The sequence below is a fragment of the Streptomyces sp. NBC_01314 genome, assembly GCF_041435215.1.
Taxonomy (GTDB): Bacteria; Actinomycetota; Actinomycetes; order Streptomycetales; family Streptomycetaceae; genus Streptomyces.
Genome location: NZ_CP108394.1, coordinates 9654835 through 9680013 on the forward strand (window position 1 = coordinate 9654835; position 25179 = coordinate 9680013).

Here is a 25179-nt window from a genome sequence, read left to right on the forward strand (position 1 = left end):
TCGGCCCGGTTCCCCTGCGCGGATTCGGCGCCTCCGGTGTCGCGGGCGAGGATGGGTCGCATGTGTGTGACGAGCAGGTGGATTCGATGCGCCGAGGACCGGCCGATACGGCCGTACCGTTCTGTGGGGGAAGGGACGGCACAATGAGCACACCGCTGTACCAACTGAAGGCCGAGTTCTTCAAAACGCTGGGGCACCCGGCGCGCATCCGGGTCCTGGAACTCCTGAGTGAGCGAGAGTACGCGGTCGCGGAGATGCTGCCCCTGGTGGGGATCGAGCCGGCACATCTGTCGCAGCAGCTCGCGGTGCTGCGCCGGGCGAGCCTGGTGGTGACCCGCAAGGAAGGCTCGGCCGTCTACTACTCCCTCACCAGTCCGCACGTGGCGGAGTTGCTGCGGGTGGCGCGCACCATCCTGTCCGGCGTACTGGCCGGACAGGCCGAACTGCTCGCCGATCTACGGACCGCCCAGGCGGAGGCGGAACCGCCGTCCTAGCGACGGCCTCCGACGGGTGGCCGCGTCCTGAGAGTTGGACAGCGCTCTGCGGTACGGGAGGCGGCCACCTTCCCGACGGGCAGCGTGAAGCCCGCGATCCGCCTCCGCGCGAGAAACAGCCATCAGTTCCGTCGCTACGGCCTGCGGCCGTGGATCCCGAGCAGAGCTACAAACAGGTCAAGGACGAACTCGGCCGGGCCGACTTCCAGGTCCGCTCCGACCGGGCCATCCGCCGCCACCAGACCCTGGTCAACCGCGCCTTCTCCCTCTGCTGTGACCAGTGGTTCGCCCCCCGATGGTGGCGAGCCTGGACGGACAAAGACCCACCCTCCGAACTCCAGGCCCTGATCGACGCAGTCACCATCCCAGGCTGGACTGGGCGGCGTACACCGAGAATCCGACGGTCACGCCCACCGATCAGGGTGCCGGGGCGTTCGACACGTTGACCTGCGTAAACCGCGGCCCAGGGTGGGGGTAACTGTTCGTCGACGATCCCACCGTGTCGCTCACGGCACGCACCCGACGACGTTGACCGGCGGTGCGGGGTGTGGCGCGGGCCTGGCCCGCTCTCAGCGGGCGGGCGCCGGCGGGACGACTCCCACGGCGACGGTGTTGCCCTCGCTGATGTAGCCGTGCGGGTGCCGTAGCGGGCCGGTGGGGTTCTCCGGGTCCAGGAAGGGCCGCCAGTCCCCGTCGACGCCCAGGTCGACTGCCTGCTGGGCGATACGGGCGCAGGCCAGGGAGTAGAACCTCAGCACCGCTGGATCCAGGGGCGCGTGGTGCTCGATCAGCATCGTCTGCTGCCGCACCGACACCAGACCGGCCGCGGCGAGCCACCGGTGGAGGTCGCGGGTGCGCAGCAGCTGGCGGGCATAGCCGGGTGCTCCGGCGGCACGACGGAAGAAGTCCGTGAAGAGGAAGGGATCCGCAGGGCGGACGGTGATCAGGGCGGCGTCCAGGTCTTTGACCGCCACGATGCCGCCCGGCCGTACCACGCGCCGCAGTTCTCCCAGCGCTCTCAGGATCTCCTCGTCGTCGAGGTACTGCGTGGTGTTCGCGCACCAGACCGCGTCGAAGGTGTCGTCCGCGTAGGGCAGGTTCAGGATGTCTCCCTGTCGTGCCTCCACGGAGCGCCCGGAACGTCCGGACCGTCCGGAGCTCATCCGGGCGGCGGCGAGCCCCACGTTCTCCTCGGCGAGGTCGATCGCGGACAGCCGGCCGTCGGCGCCGATGACGTCGGCCAGCCAGGGCAGGAAGGCACCCGTGCCGCACCCGGCGTCCAGCACATGCCAGCCGGACCGGATGCCCGCCTGGTCCAGGGCGGCCTGGTAATGCGTTGCGCACGCCTCAAAGTGCGCGTCGACGATCTCCCCGCTGGTGAAGCCGAGGCCGGTCGACGCGGTGTACCCCCAGGACGCGTGATCCTTCGTCAGCATGCGTTCTCCCTGTTCCGGTCCGCCGTGGCGACGTCGTCGAGCAGTGCGGACAGGATCGTGTTGATCCGCTCGGGTGCTTCGAGCGGCTGGAGGTGGCCGACCTCCGGCAGGACGACCAGCCGCCCCTGGCGCAGGGCCGCGGCCGTCCGCGTCGCCTCCTCGGCGCCGACGAGCAGGTCCTCGGCGCCGGTGACGACCACCGCGGGTATGTCGGTGGCGCGCAGTACGTCCATGGAGTCGGGGCGGCGCGCGATGGCGCGTTGCGCCCAGGCGAGGGCCTTCGGCGGGGCTGCCCGTGCCATCGCCATCACCTCCGTGAGGCTGTTCGGACGCCTGGCGCGTGTGGTGCTCCCCAGGAGCAGGGGGGTGGTGCGGGTGATCACGCGGTCGCGCAACGGCGTCGTCGAGCATCAGGTCGGCGAACGCCCTGCGCTCGGCCACCGCCTCCTCGCTGTCTGCGGTACCCCTGGTGGCGAGGAGGGCGAGGCCCCGTACCCGGTGCGGGTGGCGGCGCAGGAAGGCCAGCGCCACCTCGGCTCCGGACGAGTCTTCGGTCAGCACCCAGATCGCGACCATGACGAGGTCTTGGGGCGCTGCGAAGCGACCACCGGCATCGTGCCGTTCATGAACCTCCTTAAGCAGGTCATGACCTGCGAGCCCTACGCCAGCGCGAAACGCGTCTTCTGGGTCGTTGACAACGGCTCCTCGCACCGCGGTCAGAGATCCATCGACCGCCTTGCCGCCAGGTTCCCGAACGCCGTGCTGGTGCACACCCCGGTCCACGCCTCCTGGTTGAACCAGGTCGTGCGACACGAAGTCGCTTGAGAAGAGTGGGAATCACCAAGGAGGTTCGACGATGTCGAAGGTGTAGACCCGAGCCAGTGCACAGGGCTCGTTCCCGCCTCAGCGTGCGTCGCGAGTGATCGCGGGGTGCGAAGCCTGAGGAAAGGTCCAAGGATTCCCGTTCCATCCGGGGATTACAGGCCGGGAAATGCCGGACGGGTGAATGCGAATGAACCCTTGATGATGCCTCGTCATGAGCACTCTCGCCGATGGGTTGTTTCAGCGGGAGATAGGGACTGGCCATTGAAAAGTGGCAGGCGCCGACCGGAGATATCTGACCGGTCGGGAGTGCACCGCCGTCCCCGGGGTGCAGAGGGCACCCTCCCCGGCAGCACCTCTCTCATGCGGAACGTGACAACCCCGATGGAGTCCAGGCAATAAGTTTCTGGCCTGGTAAGCCAACCGCAAGTAAGGCCCAAATCTCCAGCGGGCGCAGGAAGACCCAGCAAGCGAATGCCGGTGGCCGAAAGGCAGCAGGAAACCGGGAACCACATGCCGACACCTCCGTCGGCGGTTCCCGCATAACTGGCCGGATAGGGGCCGATACCCCGACCTGAAAGGGTGCTGACGTGGGTCTGGTGAGCTTGTGAAGGCACGAAGACCGAAGACACCGGAACCGAAGGAAAAGTTGGACGTCATGACGACACACGCGGCCGGGACGGCGCAAGCCGCAGCGACCGCCGTCGGCATAGCGAACGGACCGGAGGGCGAGATCACCGACTGGCCGTCGATCGACTGGCGGAGGGTCGAGGACGACGTACGGCGTCTGCGGCAGCGCATCTTCACGGCATCGCAGGCAGGAGACCTGGCCAAGGTCAGGAATCTGCAGAAGCTGATGCTCCGCTCCCGCGCCAACGCACTCGTGAGTGTGCGGCGGGTCACGGAGGTCAACGCTGGCCGCAAGACGGCGGGGGTTGACGGGAAAGTCGTCCTGCCGCCCCAGGAAAAGGCCGAGCTGGCCGACTGGGTCCAGCATGGCGCGGCCCCGTGGAAACCCAAGCCCGTCAAGCGGGTGTATATCGCCAAGGCGAATGGAAAACAGCGCCCGCTCGGAATTCCCGTGATCGCTGACAGATGCCTCCAAGCTCTGGCACTGAATGCGCTGGAGCCCGAGTGGGAGGCACGGCTGGAACCGAAGGTCTACGGCTTCCGTCCCGGCCGTGGCTGTCATGACGCGATTGTGGCCATCCACACGACGGCGTGCGGCAAGACCGCCAAGCGCCTGTGGGTGCTCGACGCCGACTTGAAAGCGGCATTCGACCGGATCGACCACGATAATCTGCTCACGTCGCTGGGTTCGTTTCCCGGAAGGGGAATGATCGCCGGATGGCTGAAGGCGGGCGTGGTCGAGAAAGGTTGGTTCGCCCCCACGTTGGAAGGAACTCCTCAGGGCGGGGTGATCAGTCCCGCGTTGTTGAATATCGCTTTGCATGGAATGGGAAAGGCCGCTGGAGTCCGCTACCAGACTCTCGGCAGCGATGCCGCGATTTTGGCGCGTGACTCACCGGTTCTGGTCGTCTACGCCGACGACCTCCTCGCCCTGTGCCACTCGCAGGAACAAGCCGAGGAGGTCAAGGCACGGCTCGCCGCGTGGCTCGCGCCCCGGGGACTGGCTTTCAACGAGGACAAGACGCGCGTTGCCCACCTCGATGAGGGCTGCGACTTCCTGGGGTTCAACATCCGACGCTATCGCGGCAAGTTGCTGACCAAGCCGAGCAACGCGGCCCTGTGGCGGATCCGGGAACGGCTCGCCGCCGAGATGCTGGCCCTGCGAGGGGCCAACGCCGACGCGGTGATCGCCAAGCTCAACCCGATCATCAAGGGCTGGGCCGCCTACTACCGGATCGGGGTGTCCAAGCGGGCGTTCAACTCGCTGGACGCCTACGTGTGGAGGCTGGTCTACAAGTGGGCCAAGTTCTCTCACGCGAACAAGTCGAAGCGCTGGGTGACCGACCGGTACTTCGGCATGTTCAACCCGTTCAGGTATGACAGGTGGGTGTTCGGGGACCGCACCAGCGGTTTCTACCTCTACAAGTTCGCCTGGACGCCGATCGTCCGGCACCGGATGGTGCCAGGAACGGCGTCGACCGACGATCCCACCCTGGTCGACTTCTGGGCCAAGCGGCGTCGCCGCGGCAAACTCCCGCTGGGCAAAGGCACCCTGCATCTATTGCAGAAGCAGGACGGCCGATGTCCAGTCTGCGGAGGGCTGTTGCTGCACGCCGACCACGAGCCGCAAACTCCCGACCAGTGGGAACAGTGGCTCAAGGTCACCCGCACGGCGATCCGGAAACACGCGATCATCGCTGATGCGGGCAACGGCAAGCCGGACAAATCCGCCGCCCCACGTCTGATCCACACCCACTGCCACCGTCGGCTGACCACCGGCATCGGCAAGTCGCCAGCACTTCTGACCAGCCCGCGAGCCATAGAGCTTGCTTGAGCCGGTTGCCTGGAAATCGGGCACGGCCGGTTCTGAGGGGGGACCGCTGCAGCAATGCAGCGGTCCTACCCGACGAGATCTTCTTCTCCATCGTGCAACGCAAGGTCGTCCAGCCCAACGATTTCACCGGCCTCACGGAGGTCAGGGACCGGCTCAGAAGGTTCGAAGACCGCTACAACGCCTCGGCACAGCCGTTCCAGTGGAGGTTCACCACCTCCGACCTGGACGATCTGCTGGCCCGGCTCGACCGGCACACCGCCGATCTCCACGACCAATCCTCCGTGGCACCGGCAGCATGATCAACCCCCGAAGGACTTCCGAACCAGACCACTAAGTGTAGGCTTCGGAGGGCGCCTGACGGGCATTTTCCCAGCTCAGGCGCCCTTTTTTTGCGCCTAGAAGAAGCCCAGCTTCTTCGGCGAATACGACACCAGCAGATTCTTCGTCTGCTGATAGTGGTCCAGCATCATCTTGTGGGTCTCGCGGCCGATGCCCGAACCCTTGTAGCCGCCGAACGCGGCGTGGGCCGGGTACGCGTGATAGCAGTTGGTCCAGACGCGGCCCGCCTGGATCGAACGGCCCGCGCGGTAGGCGGTGTTGGTGTCCCGCGTCCAGACACCCGCCCCCAGGCCGTACAGCGTGTCGTTGGCGATCTTGATGGCGTCGTCGAAGTCGTTGAACGAGGTCACAGAGACGACCGGCCCGAAGATCTCCTCCTGGAAGATCCGCATCCGGTTGTCGCCCTCGAAGATCGTCGGCTGGACGTAGTAACCGCCCTTCAACTCGCCGTCGTACTCCACGCGTTCACCGCCGGTGAGGACCTTCGCGCCCTCCTGCCGGCCGATGTCCAGATAGGAGAGGATCTTCTCCAACTGGTCGTTGGAGGCCTGAGCGCCGATCATGGTGTCGGTGTCCAGCGGGTGCCCCGTCTTGATCTGCTCGGTGCGGGCGACGGCCGCCTCCATGAACTCGGCGTAGTTGCCGCGCTGCACCAGCGCCCGCGACGGGCACGTGCACACCTCGCCCTGGTTGAGCGCGAACATCGTGAAGCCTTCGAGGGCCTTGTCACGGAAGTCGTCGTTCGCCGACCACACGTCGTCGAAGAAGATGTTCGGCGACTTCCCGCCGAGTTCGAGAGTCACCGGCGTGATGTTCTCCGAGGCGTACTGCATGATCAGGCGCCCTGTCGTCGTCTCGCCCGTGAACGCCACCTTCGCCACCCGGGGACTCGACGCCAGTGGCTTGCCCGCCTCCACCCCGAACCCGTTGACGATGTTCAGCACGCCCGGCGGCAGCAGATCCGCCACCAGGCTCAGCCAGACATGGATGGACGCCGGGGTCTGCTCGGCCGGCTTGAGCACGACCGCGTTGCCCGCCGCCAGCGCGGGCGCCAGCTTCCAGGTCGCCATGAGGATCGGGAAGTTCCACGGGATGATCTGCGCCACCACACCCAGCGGCTCGTGGAAGTGATACGCCACCGTGTCGTCGTCCAGCTCCGCCAGCGAACCCTCCTGCGCGCGGATCGCCCCCGCGAAGTACCGGAAATGGTCGATCGCGAGCGGTATGTCGGCGGCCAGCGTCTCCCGCACCGGCTTGCCGTTCTCCCAGCTCTCCGCGACTGCCAACCGCTCCAGATTCGCCTCCATCCGGTCGGCGATCCTCCGAAGAACGTCCGAACGCTCCGTCACGGACGTGCGCCCCCAGCCAGGGGCGGCCGCGTGAGCCGCGTCCAACGCGCGCTCCACGTCCTCGCTGGTACCCCGCGCGATCTCCGTGAACGGCAGCCCGTTCACCGGACTCGGGTTCTCGAAGTACTGCCCCCGAGCCGGCGGCACGTACTCACCCCCGATGAAGTGGTCGTAACGCGCCTCGAAGGAGACGACCGCGCCGTCCGTACCGGGCGCTGCGAAACGGGTCATGAATACCTGCCTCCCGAGAAGCGCCACCCGCCGTTGGGAGGCTCTCGCGAGGAGGCTAGAAACCCGAATGTTGCAATGACGTTGCGCCCCCGCCCCGCCCCGCCCCGCCCCGCCGCCCCGCCCCGTGCCCCCATGTCCGCCGAACAACTGTGGGGTGCCGCGCCGGAAGGTCCCGGCCGTCACCCGAGAGCATTCCTCAGGGACACCGAAGGCGCCCCCACCCCGGTGGTGCCGACAGCTCCGATTCCAGCTCGCGCAGCCGGGACCGTACCGCCGGAGTCGGCCGTACGGCTGCGAGTGCCCGCCACACCTGCAGGTCGTCCTCGCCCCAGGGGGCGTGCGCCCAGTCCGCCAACAGGTCGGGGTCGCGGCGGGCTATCAGGGCGGTGCGCAACCCGTCGGCGAGCCTGTGCCGCAGTCGTGCGACGGCCGGCGCCTGCGAACCCGGCAGCAGTGGGCCGCCGTACGCCGACGCGGCCGCTGTCACCGCGCCCGTCTCCAACCTCCGTTCCACGACCGCCACATCGGACTCGACTGGCACCGTGAGCCGATACGGTCGCGACCCCAGCAACCCCGGCCCGAGCAACCGTCGCAGCCGGGCCAGTTCGGCCCGCAGTGTCACCGGCGTCACCGACTCGTCCTCGTACAGCGCGCAGAGCAACTCGTCGCCGGACAGTCCCTCCGGGTGCCGGGCGAGCAGTACAAGGATCTCGCTGTGCCGGCGGCTCAGTCTGATCTTCCGACCGCCGGCGACGAGTTGGGCCTCGTCGCGGCCCAGAGCCGCCAATTCGAGCGCGTCGGCCGAGGCCCCCGGCGGGGTGAGCAGCGCGAGCTGGGACTCCGCTGCCCTGGCCACCGCCTGGACGAAGCCGAGACTGTGCGGATGCGCCAGACCGTCGCCGCCCGTGATGTCGACCGCGCCCAGTACCCGCCCGGTGCGTGGATCGTGCACCGGCGCCGCCGCGCACGTCCACGGCTGCACTCGCCGTATGTAGTGCTCGGCCGCGAACACCTGCACCGGCCGGTCCACGGCGACCGCGGTGCCCGGCGCGTTCGTTCCGACAGCGGACTCCGCCCAGCGCGCCCCCGGCACGAAGTTCATCCGGTCGGCCCGCCGTCTGGTCGCGGCATCCCCCTCCACCCACAGCAGCCTGCCCTGTGCATCGCACACGGCCAGCAGATGCTCGCCGTCCGACGCGAACGTGCCCAGCAACTCGCGGACCAACGGCATCACCCGGGCCAGCGGATGCTCCGCGCGGTAGGAACCGAGGTCGCCGTCCGTCAGTTCCACGCGGGCGGTGCCCTCCGGTCCGACTCCCGCCCTCGCCGAACGACGCCAGGAGTCCGCCACCACGGAACGCACGGGTCGTGCCACCGTGCCCTGCTGTGTGAACGCCTCATGGGCGCGGCGCAGCACCCGCACCCGCTCGCCGGGGTCGGCTCCCGGCTCCAGGGCCACCCATGGATCGCTCAACTCGGCCTCCCCGGAAGCAACACGGCTGGGACCATCGTCACCGTCGCACGCACGCCCGACAAGCCACGCGACCCCGTTCCCCGGCCGGACTCCCTCGGACCGCGTCGGCCCCGGCCGCCGCACCGCGTCGGTCCGGACGACGTCAGACGCTGTTGATCAGGCGTATGTAGCGGTCCCAGTCCCAGTGCGGACCCGGATCGGTGTGATCGGTGCCCGGCACCTCGTGGTGGCCGATGATGTGGGCGCGGTCCTTCGGTATGCCGTACGTGTCGCAGATCGCCGAGGTGAGCGCCGCCGACCGCTCGTACATGGCACCGGTGAAGTACTCGGGCCGGTCCACCCAGCCCTCGTGCTCGATGCCTACGCTCCGCGCGTTGTACTCCCAGTTGCCCGCGTGCCAGGCGATGTCGCGCTCACGGACGCACTGGGTGACCCGCCCGTCGGCAGACCTGAGCACGTAGTGCGCGGAGACCTGTTTGGCCGGGTTCCAGAAGATGGGCAGGGTGTTTTTGTACGTCGTCTGCGTCACGTGGATGATCACCAGGTCGACGGGCTGACCGGTCGGGCGGTCGGCCGCGGTGTAGTTGGCCGGGCTCGCCGGATCCCATCGGGCGGGCGTGTGGTCGACGGCCGGAGGGTGGGCGTCGGCCCGCGGGCTCGGGAGCAACGCGTAGGGGATCGCGGCGAGGGCGGTGCCCCGCAAGAGCCGTCGCCTGCTCGGCAAGGGCCTGGCTCGCTCCATCTGGGTCCGCCTTTCAGGGGGTTGGGATTCCGCTGGGACGTCGTCACTCGAAGACGCGTCCGCAGGTCGAATGGCTGCGCCTCACGTGAAAAACGGTACGGCGATTACCGGTCGGCCCGTCCAAGCGTGTGGAAAACGGTGGAAAAGCAGTGAGTTGTGGATAACTTCGTCACCCGGAAGGGGGAAGTGGCCGCGGAGGCCCATGAAACGGTGAGGCGTGCCGATCGCGTTACGGCCGTACCCCGACCGTTGCCGGGTCGTCCAGCACAGCCCGCACCACCGAGTGGGCCGCACCCAGCAGTGGTCCCTCGGAGCCCAGCCGGGACACGGTCACGGCACATGGCGGACCGGCTGTCCGGCGAGCCAACTCCCGCTCCAGCGAGGGCAGCAACCAGGGCGCGAGTGCGGCCAGGGCGCCGCCCAGCACCACGGTCTCGGGATCCAGCAGATTGACCGCGCCGGTCAGCGCGATGCCCAGTGCCGTGCCGGCGCCGCGCAGGGCCCGGTGCACGTCCTTGTCACCGGCCGCGGCCCGCTCCGCGAGAAACTCGACATGGTGCTCGCCCGGCTCCAGCCCCGCCGCCCGCAGCACAGCCTCCTCACCGGCGTACTGCTCCAGACAGCCGCGTCCACCGCACGCGCAGTCGGGGCCCTCCGGGCGTACGGGCACATGCCCCAGTTCGCCCGCGAAACCGCGTGTCCCGCGGAGCAGCCGGCCGTCCACGACGACCGCGCCACCGATGCCGATCTCCGCGGAGACGTGCAGGAAGTCCGGCGGTGTGTCGTCGCCGAGCCAGAGTTCGGCGAGGCCGCCGAAGTTGGCCTCGTTGTCCACGGTCACCGGCATACCGCCGGGCAACAGGGTGCCCAGGTCCGTGTCGTGCCAGTCGAGGTTGGGGGCGCGGACCACGGTCCGGGCGTCGCTCGCCACCAGTCCGGGCACGGCGACCGCGAGCCCCGCCGGCCACAGGCCCTCGCTCTCCGCCTCGGCGACGACCCGCCGGACGAGCTCGGTCAGGTCGCCGATGACCGGCTCGGGCGACCGGCCGCGGTTGGTGCCGTGCCGTACCGCTCGGGCCCGTACGTCACCGCGTAGGTCCACGGCGCAGACCGAGAGGTGGTCGACACCGATCTCCGCGCCGATTCCTGCAGGGCCGCGCCCGCTGAGGGCGAGCGCCGAGCCGGGCCGTCCGACCCGGCCGGGTCGCTCGGGGCCCAGCTCCTCCAGGAGTCCCGAGCGGATCAGCTCGTCCACCAGCGTCGACACGGCGGCCCGCGTCAGGCCGATGCGCGAGGCGACGGCGGCCCTGGACAGCGGTCCCTCGGCGTTGACGGAGTGCATGACCCGGGAGAGGTTGCGGCGGCGCATGCCCTGCTGGTTGTCGGGCAGGCGACGGCCGGAGCCGCCCGTGTGGGTTTCGTGCAGTGGTGCGGTCATGCCTCCCCCGGCTTCCGTCGGTGTGTCCAGGTGGGTGTCCCGTCAGATCATGCCGGAATCGGATTTTCCCACTTCGGACGCCCCTGGCTTGGTCGGACGCCCCTGGCATGGTCAGCTGCCGCCCGGTGCACGCTCCATCAGCGGTGCCGCGTCGGACAGTACCCCGGAGATCCTGGCGAGTGTCTCCTCGTCCCGCTCCACGGCGTCCAGTACCGGCCCCCGGGCGGTGTCCCAGCGGCGGGCGACCGCGGCCGGGTCCTCGCCGGTGAGCAGTCCTGCGGCCTGCGCGGCGGCGCCCAGCGCCACCAGTTCCTTGGCCTCGGGGACCTGCACGGCACGCCCCGACAGGCGGCGCACGGTCTGCTGCCAGGCAGTGCCCCGCGCGCCCCCGCCGATGAGCAGCAGCGGCGCGGAGGTGTCCGCGTCGGCGTCGAGCACCAGGGCGAGGGCGCCGAGCAGCGAGTGGACGGCGCCGTCGTACGCGGCCTGGAGCAGCTGTCCGCCGGTCGTGTCGTGGCGCAGTCCGTGCAGCAGGCCCGAGGCGTGCGGCAGGGCCGGGGTGCGCTCGCCGTCCAGGTAGGGGAGGAGGGTGACGCTCGTGCCCGGCTCCACGGCCTCGCGGTCCAGGCCCAGCAGGGCGGCGACCCGGTCGACGGCCTGGGTGCAGTTCAGGGTGCAGGCCAGTGGCAGCCAGTCCCCGTGCGCGTCGGCGAAGCCGGCCACCGTGCCGGTCGGGTCCGCGGGGCGGTGCTTGGAGACGGCGTACACCGTGCCGGAGGTGCCGAGGCTCAGTACCGGGGTGCCGGGGCGCAGCCCGAGCCCCAGTGCGGCCGCCGCGTTGTCGCCCGTACCGGCGGCGACCAGGGTGCCCTTGGCGAAGGGCAGATCGTGGGCGTCCCGTACGGTCCCGGCGACCTCGCCCGGCCGGACCACACGGGGCAGCAGTGCCGGGTCCAGCCCCACCCGGTCGAGGACCTCCGCGTCGTACGCCTCGGTCGCGGACGCCCACCATCCCGTGCCGGAGGCGTCGCCGCGGTCGGTCGTGCCCTGACCGGTGAGGCGCTCCGTGAGGTAGTCGTGCGGCAGGCGTACGGCGGCGGTCGCGCGGACCGCCTCGGGCTCGTTCTCGGCCAGCCAGGCCCACTTCGTGACGGTGAAGGACGGGCCCGGCACACTGCCGGCGCGTTCCGCCCAGCCCTTCGCGCCGCCCAGTTCCTCCACCAGACGAGCGGCCTGCGGTGCCGAGCGTACGTCGTTCCACAGGAGCGCCGGACGGACCGGCTCACCCTGGGCGTCGAGGGTGACGAGGCCGTGCTGCTGGCCGCCGATCGAGACCGCCGAGGCCTCTCGCGCCGCATCCCCGCACTGGTGCAGCGCCTCGCGCAGCGCGTCCCACCACTGGCGGGGATCGCTCTCCCGGCCCGCACCGGAGGACACGGTGTGCGGCGCCTGCCCGCTCGCCACCACCCGTCCGGTCGACGCGTCGACGACCAGCGCCTTGGTGGACTGTGTGGACGAGTCCACACCGACGACGAGCGGACCCTCGGCTGCTGACATCGGGCTCTTCCTCTCACACGGCTCGTGACTGCCGCTGACGCGGCCGGTGTCTCCGTCCGGCGACATCTTGCCTTCCCGGAGACACGTCCGCATACTAATTTGTAAATCGCCATGACGAAATAGTCGGAGCGCAAGGAGCCGCGGCATGAACTACCAGCCCACCCCCGACGACAGGTTCACCTTCGGCCTGTGGACCGTCGGCTGGCAGGGAAGGGACCCGTTCGGCGACGCCACCCGGCGCGCCCTCGACCCGGTCGAGTCGGTGCAGCGTCTGGCGGAGCTCGGCGCCTACGGCGTGACCTTCCACGACGACGACCTGATCCCCTTCGGGTCCTCGGACAGTGAGCGCGAGGAGCACATCAAGCGCTTCCGCGCGGCCCTGGACACGACCGGCATGACCGTGCCCATGGCCACCACCAACCTGTTCACGCACCCCGTCTTCAAGGACGGCGCGTTCACCGCCAACGACCGCGACGTCCGCCGCTACGCGCTGCGCAAGACGATCCGCAACATCGACCTGGCGGTCGAGCTGGGCGCCAAGATCTACGTCGCGTGGGGCGGCCGCGAGGGTGCCGAGTCCGGCGCCGCCAAGGACGTCCGTGACGCCCTCGACCGCATGAAGGAGGCCTTCGACCTCCTCGGCGAGTACGTGACCGCCCAGGGCTACGACCTGAAGTTCGCGATCGAGCCCAAGCCGAACGAGCCGCGCGGCGACATCCTGCTCCCCACGGTCGGCCACGCCCTGGCCTTCATCGAGCGCCTTGAGCGCCCGGAGCTGTACGGCGTCAACCCCGAGGTCGGCCACGAGCAGATGGCGGGGCTGAACTTCACGCACGGCATCGCCCAGGCCCTGTGGGCAGGCAAACTCTTCCACATCGACCTCAACGGTCAGTCCGGCATCAAGTACGACCAGGACCTCCGCTTCGGCGCGGGCGACCTGCGCTCAGCCTTCTGGCTGGTCGACCTCCTGGAGACCGCCGGCTACCAGGGCCCCAAGCACTTCGACTTCAAGCCGCCGCGCACTGAGGACCTCGACGGCGTGTGGGCGTCGGCCGCGGGCTGCATGCGCAACTACCTCATCCTCAAGGAGCGTGCGACCGCCTTCCGTGCGGACCCGGCGGTCCAGGAGGCCCTGCGTGCCGCACGGCTGGACCAGCTGGCCCAGCCCACGGTCGCCGACGGCCTGCAGGCCCTGCTCGCGGACCGTACGGCCTTCGAGGAGTTCGACGCCGAGGCCGCCGCCGCTCGCGGCATGGCCTTCGAGCAGCTCGACCAGCTGGCGATGGACCACCTGCTGGGTGCGCGCGGCTGATCACGCGCGCGTGGGAGGCTCTTTCCGTCGGCGCGGAAGGGGCCTCCCCATGTCCCCGGCCGGTCTCGGTCTCGGCTGCCCCTGCGCCTCCCTCGGTCGATTTCTGCACGGAATTCTCCGGGATCATGCGATTCATGGCATGAGTCCGTATCAACTCCCGCGCAGGGCTCGCGCCTTGGCCGTTGTGCGGCGACTCTTGTCGGTATGGGCATGCCGCCGGGCGGTACTCCGCCGTCCAACGGCGGAGGGTTCGGGCCGCCGTCAGGGGGCTACGGCCCGCCGCCGGGTGGTCCCGGGGAACACACACCACCACCCGGGGGCTTCGGTCCGCCGTCACAGGGTGGTGGCCTGCCTCCGACAGGGCAGGGTGGTGGCCGGCAGCCACCCGATCCGCCCGGAGGGCCTCCCCCCGGCGGGCGCCGCCACCTCGCGTTCATCGTGTCGGCCGTGATCATCGCCCTGGGTGCCGTCGTCGCCGTGGTGCTGGCGGTCACCGGGGGCGAGGGATCGCCGAACGACCGGCCGCCGGGCGAGACCGGCCGCGGGTCGAGTCCTTCACCCACCCCTTCGCTGAGCCTCCCGTCCCAACTGCCCAGCGACCTTCCGACGCTGCCTTCGGGCTTCCCGGGCGATCTGCCGAGTGACGTGCTCAGCGAGTTCCCGAGCGAGTTTCCCAGCGACCTCGGCTCGCTCTTTCCGGCCCCTGCCGACGGCGGCGAATGAGGAAGGTCGCCGAACCACGGGGCTGGGGCGAGGAGCCCCACACGCGCGTGGACCCCATGTGGCTCCACACGCGTGGACCCAATGCGGCTCAGGCACGCGTTACGGCGTCCGAATGCGGCGCGCACCGAAGAGCAGCCCACTCGCTCCAGGAGCGGCCTCAGGCGTCGGTCTCGGCGCTGACCATAGCCAGCGCCGTCGCCGGATCGTGCGCTGCGGGGCCGGCGGGCGCCCACCGGCCCCGCTCCTTGCGGTAGGGCCACCAGCGGCCGTCCCGGCCCAGGCGCAGTTGGGCCGAGCCGCCGGCCACGGTCCAACGGTTGTGCGCGGACCGCAGTACAGGCCGCTCGTCCTCGTCCCAGGCCGTCTCCAGCGCGGCACGCGCGCGTGCGAGCGATTCCGCCTGTACGTGCCATTCCCCGTCCAGTACGGCGAGAGCGGCCACCCCGCCGTACCGCCAGGCACGGACGGCGAGCGCCAGCCCTTCCCGGCCACGCTCGGAACCCCGGCCGAGCCGCGCCCCGATGCCCGGTCCCGGATCACCGGAGGCCAGCCGCACCGCGTCCTGAAGGAGCGTCAACTCGCCGTCCAGAGGCTGCTGCCCGTGTCCGGGGCGGAGAGCGTCGGCCAGCATCCGATGGGCCTCCCGGGCCGTCTGCGCCGCCAGGAACTCGAGCGCGGCCGGGTCCACCCCGGGCGCCGGCGGTGCCTCGGTGTCCAGTGAGGCCGGCCGGCCCGGCTCCACCGGCGGTCGGGGCGGCTCGGGGAGCGGCGGAAGGATCTCGCCCGCCGCGAACGCCTCGGCGGCGTCCAGCCCGTCCTGACGCCTGTCCCGGAGATCTTCGGGCGTCATCTGCCCTTCGGTATCCCCCGCGGAGGCGATGCTGCGCACCTGGAGTTCGTCGAGGAGCGCACGCTCGGCGCGGCCCCGCATCAGCAGCAGGACGAACGGGTCCTGGTCCAGCAGTCGGGCCACCTGGTAACAGAGGGCCGCGGTATGACCGCAGTGGTCCCAGGCTCCGCAGTCGCACTCCGCCTCCAGATCACCGAGGTCGGGCAGCAGTTCGACTCCAGCGGTCGCGGCGTCCTCGACCAGATGCGGCGGCATCTCGCGGTCGAGCAGGGCGGCGATGTGCCCGGCCCGCTCGACCGCCATGCCCAGGAAGCGGTCCCAGTGGTCCTCGGAGAACTCCTGGAGCAGGACGTCGGCGCGGTGGGCGGTGCCGTCGCGGTCCTGGACGACGGCGGTGACGCGCCCGGGGCGAACCGACACCGCGCCCACGGCCCCCGTGCGCGCTAGCCGGCGCCCCGCCCGCAGATGCTCCCCGTCCAACGCCGCGTCCTCCAGTGCCTTCAACCAGGCCCGGCCCCACCACGTCTGCGCGAAACCCCGCCCGCTCACAGGAGCCGGCGCCGCGAACGTGCGTTCGTCGTCGGGTTCTGTACGGTCGGTCATCGTGCGCCCCCTCGAAACTCCACCAGGTCGGACAGTTCGGCGTCGGACAACTCGGTGACCGCCGAGTCGCCGCCGCCCAGCACCGCGTCGGCCAGTTCCCGTTTGCGCAGCAGCATGTCCGCGATGCGGTCCTCGATAGTTCCCTCCGTGATCAGCCGGTGCACCTGCACCGGCCGCGTCTGGCCGATGCGGTACGCCCGGTCCGTGGCCTGCGCCTCGACGGCAGGGTTCCACCATCGGTCGTAGTGCACGACGTGCTCGGCCCGGGTCAGGTTCAGCCCCGTGCCGGCGGCCTTCAACGACAGGAGGAAGACGGGCACTTCGCCCTCCTGGAAGTGTTCGACCATCGCCTCGCGTTCGGGGATCGGTGTCCCGCCGTGCAGGAACCGTGTGGGCACACCGCGCGCCGCCAGGTGACGTTCCAGAAGCCGTGCCATCCGGACGTACTGCGTGAACACCAGAACGCTCGCCCCTTCGGAGAGGATGGTGTCCAGGAGTTCGTCCAGCAGCTCCAACTTCCCGGATCTGCCCGGGATCCGGGGCCGTTCCTCCTTGAGGAACTGGGCGGGATGGTTGCAGATCTGCTTGAGACCGGTCAGCAGCTTCACGATCAGTCCGCGCCGTTCCATGCCGTCGGCACCGGCGATCTCCGCCATGGTCTCGCGGACCAACGCCTCGTACAGACCCACCTGTTCCCTGGTCAGCGACACGGCCCGATCGGTCTCGGTCTTCGGCGGGAGCTCCGGCGCGATGCCCGGGTCCGACTTGCGGCGACGCAGTAGGAACGGCCGTACGAGACGGGAGAGTCGCTCCGCCGCGACGGGATCCCGGCTGCCCTCGACGTCCTGCGCGTACCGGGTGCGGAAGGTGCCGAGTCTGCCGAGGAGGCCCGGAGTGGTCCAGTCGAGGATCGCCCATAGCTCGGACAGGTTGTTCTCGACCGGAGTGCCGGTGAGCGCCACACGCGCGCGTGCCCCGATCGTGCGCAGTTCCTTCGCCGTGGACGAATAAGGGTTCTTCACGTGCTGGGCCTCGTCCGCCACGACCATGCCCCAGGGCACGTCGGCGAGGCGCGGCGCGTCGAGCCGCATGGTGCCGTACGTGGTGAGGACGAACTCCCCGTCGGCGAGCCCGTCCAGGCCGCGCCGGGCCCCGTGGAAGCGGCGCACCGGCAGACCTGGTGCGAACTTCTCGATCTCCCGCTGCCAGTTGCCCATCAGCGAGGCCGGACAGACCACAAGGGTGGGCCCCGCCGACGAGGCGTCCGACTGCCGGTGCAGATGCAGAGCGATCAGGGTGATGGTCTTGCCGAGGCCCATGTCGTCGGCGAGACAGCCGCCGAAGCCCAGGGAGGTCATCCGGGCCAGCCAGTTGAGGCCACGCAGCTGATAGTCGCGGAGTGTCGCGGCGAGCCCGGACGGCTGCCCGACCGGCTCCTGCCCTTCAGGGTTCGAAAGATGCTCCCGCAGCGTCGCCAGCCACCCAGTGGGCCGCACGTCGACCATCCGGCCGTCGACCTCCGTCGAGCCCGTCAGAGCGGCGCTGAGCGCGTCGACGGGCGACACCTTGCGGTCCTGCTGCGCACGGGCCCGGCGGATCTCCTCCGGGTCCACCAGGACCCACTGGTCGCGCAGCCGCACCATGGGGCGATTCGCCTCCGCGAGCAGGTCCAGCTCCTGCCGGGTGAGCCGCTGGTCGCCCAGGGCGAACCACCAGTCGAAGGCGAGCAGCGCGTCGGACGACAGGTGCGACGGGGTGTCCGACGCGGCCTTGTCAGGGCCCTGCTCCTCGTCCGGTGGGCCGATGACCGCGCGGGCGGTCAGCTTGCGTGCGAGCTCCTTCGGCCAGTGCACGTCGACGCCTGCCGCCGCCAGCACCCGGGCGCCCTCGCCGAGCAGATCGGCGACCTCCTCGTCGGCGAGTTCCACGGCGTCCGGCACGGCTGCCGAGAGCAGTGGGGTGAGCGGGGCCCAGACGCGGGCCGCGCGGCGCAGCGCCAGCAGGGCGTCCATCCGCGCGCGTGGGCCGAAGGGCTCGGCGCCGGCCCACACGGCGGAGGCGTCCGCGACGAGCGCGGGGTCGCTCACGCTGTGGACCTGCGGGACGACGCGGAACGGCAGCTGCGTCCCGCCCGACTCGTCGGCGTCGACGGAGGCGAGCCCGGGGATCTCGACGCGCAACGAGACGCGGACCCCCGCGTCGTGCCCGGAGGCGACATCGGCGGCCCAGGCGCGCTGCTCGGGCACGTACTGGGGCTCCTGAGCGGAGAAGGCCGGGCCGCCCGCCGCGACGCTCGCGGCGGGGGAGCGGGGCAGCGAGTCCACGACGGCGTCGAGGAAGGCGTGCAGCAGGCGCTCCGGGTCGGGCAGCCGCAACGGCTCACGGTGGTCGACCGGCACCGCATGTGCCTCGGGCGGCATCGCGGCGGCGAGGTCCCTGACCCGGTCCACGTCCTCCGCACGCAGCGGGCCGGCACGCCAGGCGTCATGCCCGCTCGCGGTCACGCCGGGCAACAGCAGCCCGCGCGCGGCGAACTGGAGCGCCAGTACGGCGGCCGCGCCCCAGAACGCCGTCGACCGGTCGGCGGCCTTGGTGGCTCGCGCGCGTGTGAGCACCGGAAGTGCGGCGAGCACCGGGAGCGACACGGCGGGCGCCGTCACCTGGTCGACGCCCTCACCGCCGGGCAGGACGACCGTCAGCTCCCCGGGAGAGCCGGGCGCGACCAGGGGCGGTTCGGAGCCGTCCGGTCGCCAGAAGACGACATGGCCGGTGCGCCCGGGGTCCGCGGCCACGAAGACGGCGCGGCAGCGGGTCAGCTCGGAGACCTCGAAGAGGGATGCCACGGGAATCGGCGGCACAGGAATACCGAACTCCTCAAATTTGACTACTGTGGGCGGAATCGCCGATGATACATCACTTCAACCTCCGACGGGCATGCTTCGAAGTGATGTGGGTCACTTTTCCCGCTCGGTGGTCGGGGCATCTCAGGGTTGTACGGGGTTCGACTCAGGGACGTCTCAGGGTCGTGGTCCGGAACTGCGGGGAGTCCGCTCCCGTTTTCATGACAGAGAGCGGCAGTGGCCGCGAAGGAGGCGACAGGGATGTCGAAGAGCACGAAGATCGTCGCGGGGGGTGCGGCAATCGGGATCGTCCTGCTGATCCTGCTGCCTTTCCCCTTCTGGGCCAATCTCCTGATAGTCCTGGGGATCCCCACGGCCGCGTACCTCGCGCTGGACCCCTCACAGCGCCGCAGGCTGCGTCGGGTCGGCCGCAAGGAGCTCGGTCGCTGAGGCGCCACCGGCCCGCTCGCGCGGGCCGGTGCGGCGTCATGAGCTCAGTTCGGACGTACGGCGATCTTGTCGAGGGACTCCAGAAGGCCGGGCAGTTCCGGCCCCCGGCCCACCGGCAGTACTTCGCCGGGTTCCTCGTCGAGAAGGACGAACGCGATGTCGTCGGTCCTGGCCACCAGCGACCAGCCGGGACCGTCGGCACGAAGGGTCCGGGCGTCGCCCGGGGCGAACGAGGAGCGGACGCGCCCGAGGGGCGGCGGAGACTCCACGTACGCGCGTGCCTCCGCGAGAACGCGGCGAATGCCCGTGCCGGGGACGCCCCCGGCCTTACCGGTATCGGTCCCCGCCCCGGCCTGCGTCGCGTCGCCGGTCGCCGCCCGGCTCGCGCCGTCCTGCCCGGCGAACGCGGAGTCGCCGATCTGCTCCCGCCACCTGGCCCACTGCAGCGCGATCTCGTCGGCGCCCAGACGCCGTTGGGCGGGCCCCCAGGTGCCGGTGTCCGGCGGGCTCAGCGGGGGCAGGTCCGAGACCTCCGGGTCGGGGTCGTGCGGGGCGGGCACCCCCGGGGCCGCCACGGCTACCGCGAGGGGCCAGCCGGGCAGTGCGGCCACGACCGAGTTCTCGTCGGGTGACAGGTCGTACTCCATGCCGCAGTCCCACGACGCGATGGCCACGGCGACCAGCGACACGTCGTCCACGGCCACCGTCCACCGGGCACCCTCACCGTCCTGTCCCAGGACGATTCCGTACCCGTCGGCAAGCGGTGCGAGGCCGAGGGCCGCGCAGGCCTCCGGATAGTCGTCGCCCAGCACACTGGGGAAGTTCGCGGGCGTGAGCAGCACCGCCGTCAGCACATATAGCGCGTCGTCGTCCCCGGCGGTGACGGCGTCGTCGTCCGTCCCGGCCATGCGGGCCTCCCATCGCTCTCGCTCGTCCGTCGGCGCACCCTAATGCGCCCGGCAGGCCCTTGTCACGAGCGCGAACCCCGTGCGGAGCTGCGGTCTCCGGGTGGGGAGGGGCGAATCGACCGGAGACCCTCACTCGTTCAGGCGGCGGGCAGCCCCAGAAGTGACCGCGCGACCGTCTGCGGAGACTCGTCCCGCTCCCGGGCGAGTGCGATGACCGCCCGGCACGCCAGCTCGCTGACCCCGAACGACAGGGCCTCGGGCGACACCCAGGTCACGGTCTCGTCGATCTGCTCCTGGTCGTCCTCGGCGCAGGCCGAGATGTAGGCGGCGGCCGCCTCGAACAGGTTGTGCGTGCGTTTCGCCTCCTGTGCGGTGCTCTCGTTGTGCAGCGAGTCGACGAATCTGCCGAAGGACTTGCGAACGCTCTCGAACATGTGGGCTACATACCCCCGTGTCGGTGTCCTGGCACGTCCTCCTCAACGTAGAGGCGGAGCCGCGGCCGCAGAAGGGGGAGGACGGGGTGAAGCCCTGCGAACATCACCTTCAGGATGCTGCGCGGCGGGGCCCTCCTGGACGGTGCCGGGGCTCAGCCGACGCGCGCGGCGAGCGCGAGGAAACGGCTGTCCTCGTCGGCGTACGACGTCATGCGCCAGCCCGAACCGGCCAGCAGCGGACCGAGGTTCGCCTCGGCACGCATGTCCTCCGGGGTGATCCGCCGCCCCTGACGCGCCGCGAGCGCCGCCCGGCCGATGGGGTGGAAGAGCGCCAGCGTGCCGCCGGGCCGGACCACCCTCGCCAGCTCCCGTAGGTTCTCGGTGGGGTTCGGAAGGTGGGCGACGAGCCCCGCGGCGAACACCGCGTCCAGTGACTTCGTACGCAACGGCAGCCCCGCCACGTCGGCGAGCAGCAGCTGCCCGTCGCGGTCCCGTCCGGCCCGTACGGCGGCCTCCAGCATGGCGGGTGTCAGATCGGCTCCGAGCACCACTCCGGAAGGCCCCACGGCGGCGCGCAACGGCGTCAGGGCCCGTCCCGTGCCGCATCCCGCGTCGAGTACCCGGTCGCCCGCGCTCAGACCGAGCTCGGCGACCGCCGCGGCGTAGGCGGGCCCGTCGTCGGGGAACCGGGCGTCCCAGAGGGCTGCCCGTGCGGTGAAGAACTCCTGGACGTGTGTGTGGTCGTCGCTCATGCTCCGCATGATCCCGCACCGGAACAGCCCAGCAGGTGATGCACACGTTCGGGCGGCAGGCGATCGTTCCATTGCATATATGCGCCACATTCCAGCACCTTTCGAAATGCGCCCCTTCCGTGCTCCCGTGCCCCCACTAGCGTCCCGGAGCCATGGGACACCTGGACCACGCCACCTTCGGCTTGCTGACCCCCGCGCTGTCGTACGTCATGGCCTCCATCGGCGCCGCGCTCGGCCTGCGCTGCACGGTCCGCGCGCTCGGCACGACCGGCAGGTCGCGCCGCAACTGGCTCGTCACCGCGGCGTCGGCGATCGGCACCGGCATCTGGACCATGCACTTCGTGGCGATGCTCGGCTTCGGCGTCAGCGGTACCGAGATCCGCTACAACGTGCCACTGACCATCCTGAGTCTCCTCGTCGCCATGATCGTGGTCTGCGCCGGAGTCTTCGCCGTCGGCTACAGCCAGGACCGCGGCCGGGCGCTCCTCCTGGGCGGGCTCACCACCGGCCTGGGCGTCGCGAGCATGCACTACCTGGGCATGGCGGCCGTTCGGCTGCACGGGGACGTGACCTACGACCCGGCACTCGTCGCGCTCTCCGTCGTGATCGCCGTGGTCGCCGCGACCGCCGCCCTCTGGGCGGCCCTCAACATCGAGTCGCCCATCGCGGTCACCGTCGCGTCCCTGGTCATGGGCGCGGCGGTGAGCAGCATGCACTACACCGCGATGTGGGCGGTGCGTGTGGAGGTCGCTCCGTCCGGGGCGGTCCTGCCCGGGGCCACGGCGATGCAGTTCATCTTCCCCCTCGCCGTCGGCCTCGGGTCCTACCTCTTCCTCACCTCGGCGTTCGTCGCGCTGTCGCCGACGGCCGGGGAGCGCGAGGCATCCGCGTCGGCCCAGCGGCCGGTCGAGAACTCCGCCGCCCACTAGCCGCGCGCGGTGGCGGGCTTCGAGGCCGGCCCCGCACCACACTCCGATCGAGGAGGCCATGCGTACACCCCGCAGGACCCCGACAGCCGGCGCCGAGACGCCGCCCCAGCCCGCGATACGCGGCCGCCGCGCCCACGCCGGACCTCCCGCCGACGAGCGCTTCGACTCCGACGAGACCGGCGCCCCGACGACCGGGCCGCCCACACGCGCGGGGCGATGGCACATACGCCCCCGCACCGTCCGGGCCAAGATCGTCTGCCTGCTGATGGTGCCCGTCGTCTCCTTGCTCGCCCTGTGGGCGTACGCCACTGTCACCACCGCCCAGGACGTCGCCCGCATCCGTCAGGCGCAGCGCGTCGACGCCTCCGTACGCGGTCCCGTGGCCGACGCCGTCGCGGCGCTCCAGGCCGAGCGCGTGGCCGCCGTACGCTACGCCACAGGGCCCTCCGCGGAGCGGGAGAGCGCGCTGCTGAGCCTGTCGCAACGCACCGACCGGGCGGTCGACGCCCTGCGCCTGGGTGAGCGACACACCATCGCCGACGGCACCGACCTGCCCTCAGGAGCGGCCGAACGCCTCGCCGGCTTCGTGACCGGAGCCGAACGACTGCGTGCGCTGCGAACGGCGGTGCTCGACCGCGGCAGCGGCTGGACCGAGACGTACGAGCGGTACACCACGACCATCTCCACGGCCTTCGGCGTGGACGGCGCGCTCACCGGCATCCAGGACGCCGACCTGGACTCCGACGCGCGCGTACTGCTCGAGTTCGCCCGCGCGGGAGAGGCACTGGCGCAGGAGGACGCGGTCCTGGCCGGAGCCCACCTGGCCGGAACCCTCGACCGCGAGCGGTTGCGCCTGTTCACCGGCGCCGTCGCCACCCGCCGCACCCTGACCGAAGCAGCCGGTGTCGATCTGCGTGGGCCCGAACGTGCCGCCTGGCGGGAACTCGCCGGAGGAAGCGCCTACGCCGGCCTGCGTGCCGTCGAGGACGAGGTGCTCGCGAGCCACCCCGGAGCCCAAGCGCTCCACGCCGCTCCCGAAGCAACCTGGAAGTCCGCCCACGCGCGCGTGCGGGACGGCATGCGCGGCATCGAGTCCGAGTCCGGACGCGAAGTCGCCCAGCGCGCCGACCCGTTCACCCGCGCCCTGCTCACCCCGGCGGGGGCCGCGGTGCTCCTCGGGCTCGCCGCCGTCGCCGCGTCCCTCGTCATCTCCGTACGCATCGGACGAGGCCTGGTCGTCGAGCTGGTGAGCCTGCGCAACGACGCCCTGGAGATCGCTCGCCGCAAACTGCCCCACGCCATGCGGAGACTGCGCGCCGGAGAGGAGATCGACGTCGACACCGAGGCTCCGCCGGGACGACCCGCCGAGGACGAGGCCGGTCAGGTCGCCGAAGCCCTCGGCACCGTGCACCGAGCGGCCCTCCACGCGGCGGTCGAGCGCGCCGAACTCGCCGGCGGCATCTCCGGCGTCTTCGTCAATCTCGCCCGCCGCAGCCAGATCCTCGTGCACCGTCAACTGGGTCTGCTCGACAGTATGGAACGCCGCTCCGACGACCCCGACGAACTCAGCGACCTCTTCCGCCTCGACCACCTCACCACGCGTATGCGACGCCACGCGGAGAGCCTGATCATCCTCTCCGGAGCCGCTCCGGGGCGTGCCTGGCGCCTGCCCGTCGCACTGACGAACGTGGTCCGCGCGGCCGTCTCCGAGATCGAGGACTACGCGCGCGTGGAGGTACGGCAACTCCCCGAGGCCAAGATCTCCGGTACCGCGGTAGCCGACCTCACCCACCTCCTGGCGGAACTCGTGGAGAACGCCGCCCAGTTCTCGCCTCCCCACACGCGCGTGCGGATCACCGGGGAACCGGTCGGCAACGGATACGCCCTGGAGGTCGAGGACCGGGGGCTCGGCATGGGCAAGGAGACCCTCACCGATGCCAATCGCCGCATCGAGCAGTCCGAGGCCCTCGACCTGTTCGACAGCGACCGGCTCGGCCTGTTCGTGGTGAGCCGCCTCTCCGCCCGCCACGGCATCAAGGTCCACCTGCGGACCTCGCCCTACGGCGGCACCACAGCGGTGGTCCTCCTGCCCACCAGTCTGCTCCACAGCGGCGCGCCGGAACGTTCCCCCCGCGCCACCGCCGAAGTACGGCCGCAGCCCGAGCAACGCGAGTACGCCCGCGTGGCCGCCGCCCCGCACCAGGAACCCGTCGAACAGTCCGTGGACCGGCGCGCCCTCATGGCCCCCGTCCCCTCCGCCGGGCAGACCACGGCGGACAGCCCGCCCGAGCCGCCGCCCGGCGTCACCACGCTGCGGCCGCACCGCCACCCGCCGGAACCGGAAGGCACCGACGAACTGCCGCGCCGCGTACGCCAGGCGCACCTCGCACCCCAGCTGCGCGAACAGCGCACCGGGCAACCCGCGCCGACGGCAACCTCCCGGGCCGACGACGAACGCACCCCGGAACTCGTACGAGACCGCATGGCGGCCTACCGCGACGGCTGGGCACGAGGCGGCGGCAGAACACCCGGCTCAGGCGTCACCCACGGTCCCGCGACGCGTGGCGAGAGCAGTGAAGGAGACCCCGCATGATCCAGGACCCGAGCACCAGGGCCACCGAGCGGCCCGGTGAACTCGACTGGCTGCTGGACGACTTGGTGCTGCGCGTACGTGAGGTACGGCACGCCGTGGTGCTGTCCAACGACGGACTCGCGGTCGGCGCCTCCAGCGACCTCAAGCGCGAGGACGGCGATCACCTCGCCGCCGTCGCCTCCGGCTTCCACAGCCTCGCCAAGGGCACGGGCCGCCACTTCGGTGTCGGCGGCGTACGCCAGACCATGGTGGAGATGGACGACGGCTTCCTCTTCGTGGCCGCCGCCGGCGACGGCTCCTGCCTCGCCGTCCTCACCTCGGTCACGGCCGACATCGGCCTGGTGGGGTACGAGATGGCACGGTTGGTGAAACGCGTCGGCGAGCACCTCTGCACACCGACCCGCGCCGGCGCGCGCCCGCCCGCGGCCGGATGAACCAG

General features: G+C 70.9%; 23 protein-coding genes. 11 read left to right on the forward strand and 12 right to left on the reverse strand.

Annotated elements, in window-relative coordinates:
- Positions 1-143: 143 nt before the first annotated feature.
- Together OG622_RS42520 and OG622_RS42525 are read left to right on the forward strand one after the other, a co-directional pair.
- Positions 144-494: an ArsR/SmtB family transcription factor gene (locus tag OG622_RS42520; RefSeq protein ID WP_371582154.1), complete on the forward strand. Its 351-nt coding sequence runs from the start codon at positions 144-146 to the stop codon at positions 492-494.
- A 149-nt stretch (positions 495-643) separates the two neighbouring features.
- The gene (locus tag OG622_RS42525) at positions 644-940 is read left to right on the forward strand and encodes a hypothetical protein (RefSeq protein WP_371582155.1); all 297 of its coding nucleotides are present in this window, start codon (positions 644-646) and stop codon (positions 938-940) included.
- A 123-nt stretch (positions 941-1063) separates the two neighbouring features.
- Here the strand turns inward: OG622_RS42525 and OG622_RS42530 are convergent, their stop codons facing one another.
- Positions 1064-1930: a class I SAM-dependent methyltransferase gene (locus OG622_RS42530; RefSeq protein WP_371582156.1), complete on the reverse strand. Its 867-nt coding sequence runs from the start codon at positions 1928-1930 to the stop codon at positions 1064-1066.
- Positions 1924-2232, reverse strand: coding sequence for an alpha/beta fold hydrolase (locus OG622_RS42535; protein ID WP_371582157.1), 309 nt, complete (start codon positions 2230-2232; stop codon positions 1924-1926). The genes OG622_RS42530 and OG622_RS42535 overlap by 7 nt, the downstream gene beginning before the upstream one ends.
- 64 nt (positions 2233-2296) lie before the next feature.
- Here OG622_RS42535 and OG622_RS42540 point away from each other — a divergent pair, with 64 nt between their 5' ends.
- The 3 genes from OG622_RS42540 (at position 2297) to OG622_RS42550 (ending at position 5515) form a co-directional block, all read left to right on the forward strand.
- Complete coding sequence (locus OG622_RS42540) at positions 2297-2755, forward strand: hypothetical protein (protein WP_371582158.1); 459 nt, start codon at positions 2297-2299, stop codon at positions 2753-2755.
- 655 nt (positions 2756-3410) lie between these two features.
- A complete protein-coding gene (locus tag OG622_RS42545; RefSeq protein ID WP_371584399.1) occupies positions 3411-5216 on the forward strand; it encodes a reverse transcriptase domain-containing protein in 1806 nt (601 codons plus the stop codon).
- A gap of 92 nt (positions 5217-5308) precedes the next feature.
- Positions 5309-5515, forward strand: a complete 207-nt coding sequence (locus OG622_RS42550; RefSeq protein WP_371582159.1) for a hypothetical protein — start codon at positions 5309-5311, stop codon at positions 5513-5515.
- Positions 5516-5611: 96 nt separating this feature from the next.
- Here the strand turns inward: OG622_RS42550 and adh are convergent, their stop codons facing one another.
- The 5 genes from adh to xylB form a co-directional block, all read right to left on the reverse strand.
- The gene (gene adh, locus OG622_RS42555; protein ID WP_371582160.1) at positions 5612-7135 is read right to left on the reverse strand and encodes an aldehyde dehydrogenase; all 1524 of its coding nucleotides are present in this window, start codon (positions 7133-7135) and stop codon (positions 5612-5614) included.
- Between the two features lie 196 nt (positions 7136-7331).
- Complete coding sequence (locus OG622_RS42560; protein WP_371582161.1) at positions 7332-8609, reverse strand: GAF domain-containing protein; 1278 nt, start codon at positions 8607-8609, stop codon at positions 7332-7334.
- Between the two features lie 142 nt (positions 8610-8751).
- Complete coding sequence (locus tag OG622_RS42565) at positions 8752-9351, reverse strand: N-acetylmuramoyl-L-alanine amidase (RefSeq protein ID WP_371582163.1); 600 nt, start codon at positions 9349-9351, stop codon at positions 8752-8754.
- A 229-nt stretch (positions 9352-9580) separates the two neighbouring features.
- Positions 9581-10789 carry an ROK family protein gene (locus OG622_RS42570; protein ID WP_371582165.1) on the reverse strand — a complete coding sequence of 403 codons (1209 nt, stop codon included), beginning with the start codon at positions 10787-10789 and terminating at the stop codon, positions 9581-9583.
- A gap of 111 nt (positions 10790-10900) precedes the next feature.
- Positions 10901-12346: a xylulokinase gene (gene xylB, locus OG622_RS42575; RefSeq protein ID WP_371582167.1), complete on the reverse strand. Its 1446-nt coding sequence runs from the start codon at positions 12344-12346 to the stop codon at positions 10901-10903.
- A gap of 145 nt (positions 12347-12491) precedes the next feature.
- Between xylB and xylA the strand changes: the two genes are divergently transcribed.
- Entirely contained in the window at positions 12492-13658 is a 1167-nt protein-coding gene (xylA, locus tag OG622_RS42580) for a xylose isomerase (protein WP_371582169.1), read from the forward strand.
- A gap of 447 nt (positions 13659-14105) precedes the next feature.
- Entirely contained in the window at positions 14106-14381 is a 276-nt protein-coding gene (locus OG622_RS42585) for a hypothetical protein (RefSeq protein WP_371582171.1), read from the forward strand.
- A 157-nt stretch (positions 14382-14538) separates the two neighbouring features.
- Here OG622_RS42585 and OG622_RS42590 read toward each other — a convergent pair whose 3' ends face one another.
- Together OG622_RS42590 and OG622_RS42595 are read right to left on the reverse strand one after the other, a co-directional pair.
- Positions 14539-15834 carry an SWF or SNF family helicase gene (locus tag OG622_RS42590; RefSeq protein WP_371582172.1) on the reverse strand — a complete coding sequence of 432 codons (1296 nt, stop codon included), beginning with the start codon at positions 15832-15834 and terminating at the stop codon, positions 14539-14541.
- Positions 15831-18692 (reverse strand): DEAD/DEAH box helicase, encoded by a 2862-nt coding sequence (locus OG622_RS42595; protein ID WP_371582174.1) that lies wholly within the window; start codon positions 18690-18692, stop codon positions 15831-15833. Before OG622_RS42595 ends, OG622_RS42590 begins: the two co-directional genes overlap by 4 nt.
- Before the next feature lie 243 nt (positions 18693-18935).
- On the opposite strand from OG622_RS42595, the gene OG622_RS42600 reads away from it, so the two are divergent.
- A complete protein-coding gene (locus OG622_RS42600) occupies positions 18936-19124 on the forward strand; it encodes a hypothetical protein (protein WP_037705135.1) in 189 nt (62 codons plus the stop codon).
- Positions 19125-19168: 44 nt separating this feature from the next.
- Here the strand turns inward: OG622_RS42600 and OG622_RS42605 are convergent, their stop codons facing one another.
- The 3 genes from OG622_RS42605 to OG622_RS42615 form a co-directional block, all read right to left on the reverse strand.
- Positions 19169-20032 carry a hypothetical protein gene (locus OG622_RS42605; protein ID WP_371582177.1) on the reverse strand — a complete coding sequence of 288 codons (864 nt, stop codon included), beginning with the start codon at positions 20030-20032 and terminating at the stop codon, positions 19169-19171.
- 137 nt (positions 20033-20169) lie between these two features.
- Positions 20170-20466, reverse strand: coding sequence for a hypothetical protein (locus OG622_RS42610; protein ID WP_371582178.1), 297 nt, complete (start codon positions 20464-20466; stop codon positions 20170-20172).
- 152 nt (positions 20467-20618) lie between these two features.
- A complete protein-coding gene (locus OG622_RS42615) occupies positions 20619-21218 on the reverse strand; it encodes a class I SAM-dependent methyltransferase (RefSeq protein ID WP_371582179.1) in 600 nt (199 codons plus the stop codon).
- 152 nt (positions 21219-21370) lie between these two features.
- Between OG622_RS42615 and OG622_RS42620 the strand changes: the two genes are divergently transcribed.
- From OG622_RS42620 to OG622_RS42630, 3 genes are read left to right on the forward strand one after another with little or no spacing between them, the layout of a single operon-like run.
- Positions 21371-22147 carry an MHYT domain-containing protein gene (locus OG622_RS42620; RefSeq protein WP_371582180.1) on the forward strand — a complete coding sequence of 259 codons (777 nt, stop codon included), beginning with the start codon at positions 21371-21373 and terminating at the stop codon, positions 22145-22147.
- 58 nt (positions 22148-22205) lie between these two features.
- Entirely contained in the window at positions 22206-24740 is a 2535-nt protein-coding gene (locus OG622_RS42625; RefSeq protein ID WP_371582181.1) for a nitrate- and nitrite sensing domain-containing protein, read from the forward strand.
- Positions 24737-25174 (forward strand): roadblock/LC7 domain-containing protein, encoded by a 438-nt coding sequence (locus tag OG622_RS42630; RefSeq protein WP_371582183.1) that lies wholly within the window; start codon positions 24737-24739, stop codon positions 25172-25174. Before OG622_RS42625 ends, OG622_RS42630 begins: the two co-directional genes overlap by 4 nt.
- Positions 25175-25179: the final 5 nt, after the last annotated feature.

Coding starts and splice junctions, on each gene's coding strand:
- OG622_RS42520 (WP_371582154.1), top strand. CDS start 144: ATGAGCACACCGCTGTACCAACTGAAGGCCGAGTTCTTCAAAACGCTG.
- OG622_RS42530 (WP_371582156.1), bottom strand. CDS start 1,930: ATGCTGACGAAGGATCACGCGTCCTGGGGGTACACCGCGTCGACCGGC.
- OG622_RS42535 (WP_371582157.1), bottom strand. CDS start 2,232: ATGGCACGGGCAGCCCCGCCGAAGGCCCTCGCCTGGGCGCAACGCGCC.
- OG622_RS42545 (WP_371584399.1), top strand. CDS start 3,411: ATGACGACACACGCGGCCGGGACGGCGCAAGCCGCAGCGACCGCCGTC.
- adh (WP_371582160.1), bottom strand. CDS start 7,135: ATGACCCGTTTCGCAGCGCCCGGTACGGACGGCGCGGTCGTCTCCTTC.
- OG622_RS42565 (WP_371582163.1), bottom strand. CDS start 9,351: ATGGAGCGAGCCAGGCCCTTGCCGAGCAGGCGACGGCTCTTGCGGGGC.
- OG622_RS42570 (WP_371582165.1), bottom strand. CDS start 10,789: ATGACCGCACCACTGCACGAAACCCACACGGGCGGCTCCGGCCGTCGC.
- xylB (WP_371582167.1), bottom strand. CDS start 12,346: ATGTCAGCAGCCGAGGGTCCGCTCGTCGTCGGTGTGGACTCGTCCACA.
- xylA (WP_371582169.1), top strand. CDS start 12,492: ATGAACTACCAGCCCACCCCCGACGACAGGTTCACCTTCGGCCTGTGG.
- OG622_RS42590 (WP_371582172.1), bottom strand. CDS start 15,834: ATGACCGACCGTACAGAACCCGACGACGAACGCACGTTCGCGGCGCCG.
- OG622_RS42600 (WP_037705135.1), top strand. CDS start 18,936: ATGTCGAAGAGCACGAAGATCGTCGCGGGGGGTGCGGCAATCGGGATC.
- OG622_RS42605 (WP_371582177.1), bottom strand. CDS start 20,032: ATGGCCGGGACGGACGACGACGCCGTCACCGCCGGGGACGACGACGCG.
- OG622_RS42610 (WP_371582178.1), bottom strand. CDS start 20,466: ATGTTCGAGAGCGTTCGCAAGTCCTTCGGCAGATTCGTCGACTCGCTG.
- OG622_RS42615 (WP_371582179.1), bottom strand. CDS start 21,218: ATGAGCGACGACCACACACACGTCCAGGAGTTCTTCACCGCACGGGCA.
- OG622_RS42620 (WP_371582180.1), top strand. CDS start 21,371: ATGGGACACCTGGACCACGCCACCTTCGGCTTGCTGACCCCCGCGCTG.
- OG622_RS42625 (WP_371582181.1), top strand. CDS start 22,206: ATGCGTACACCCCGCAGGACCCCGACAGCCGGCGCCGAGACGCCGCCC.
- OG622_RS42630 (WP_371582183.1), top strand. CDS start 24,737: ATGATCCAGGACCCGAGCACCAGGGCCACCGAGCGGCCCGGTGAACTC.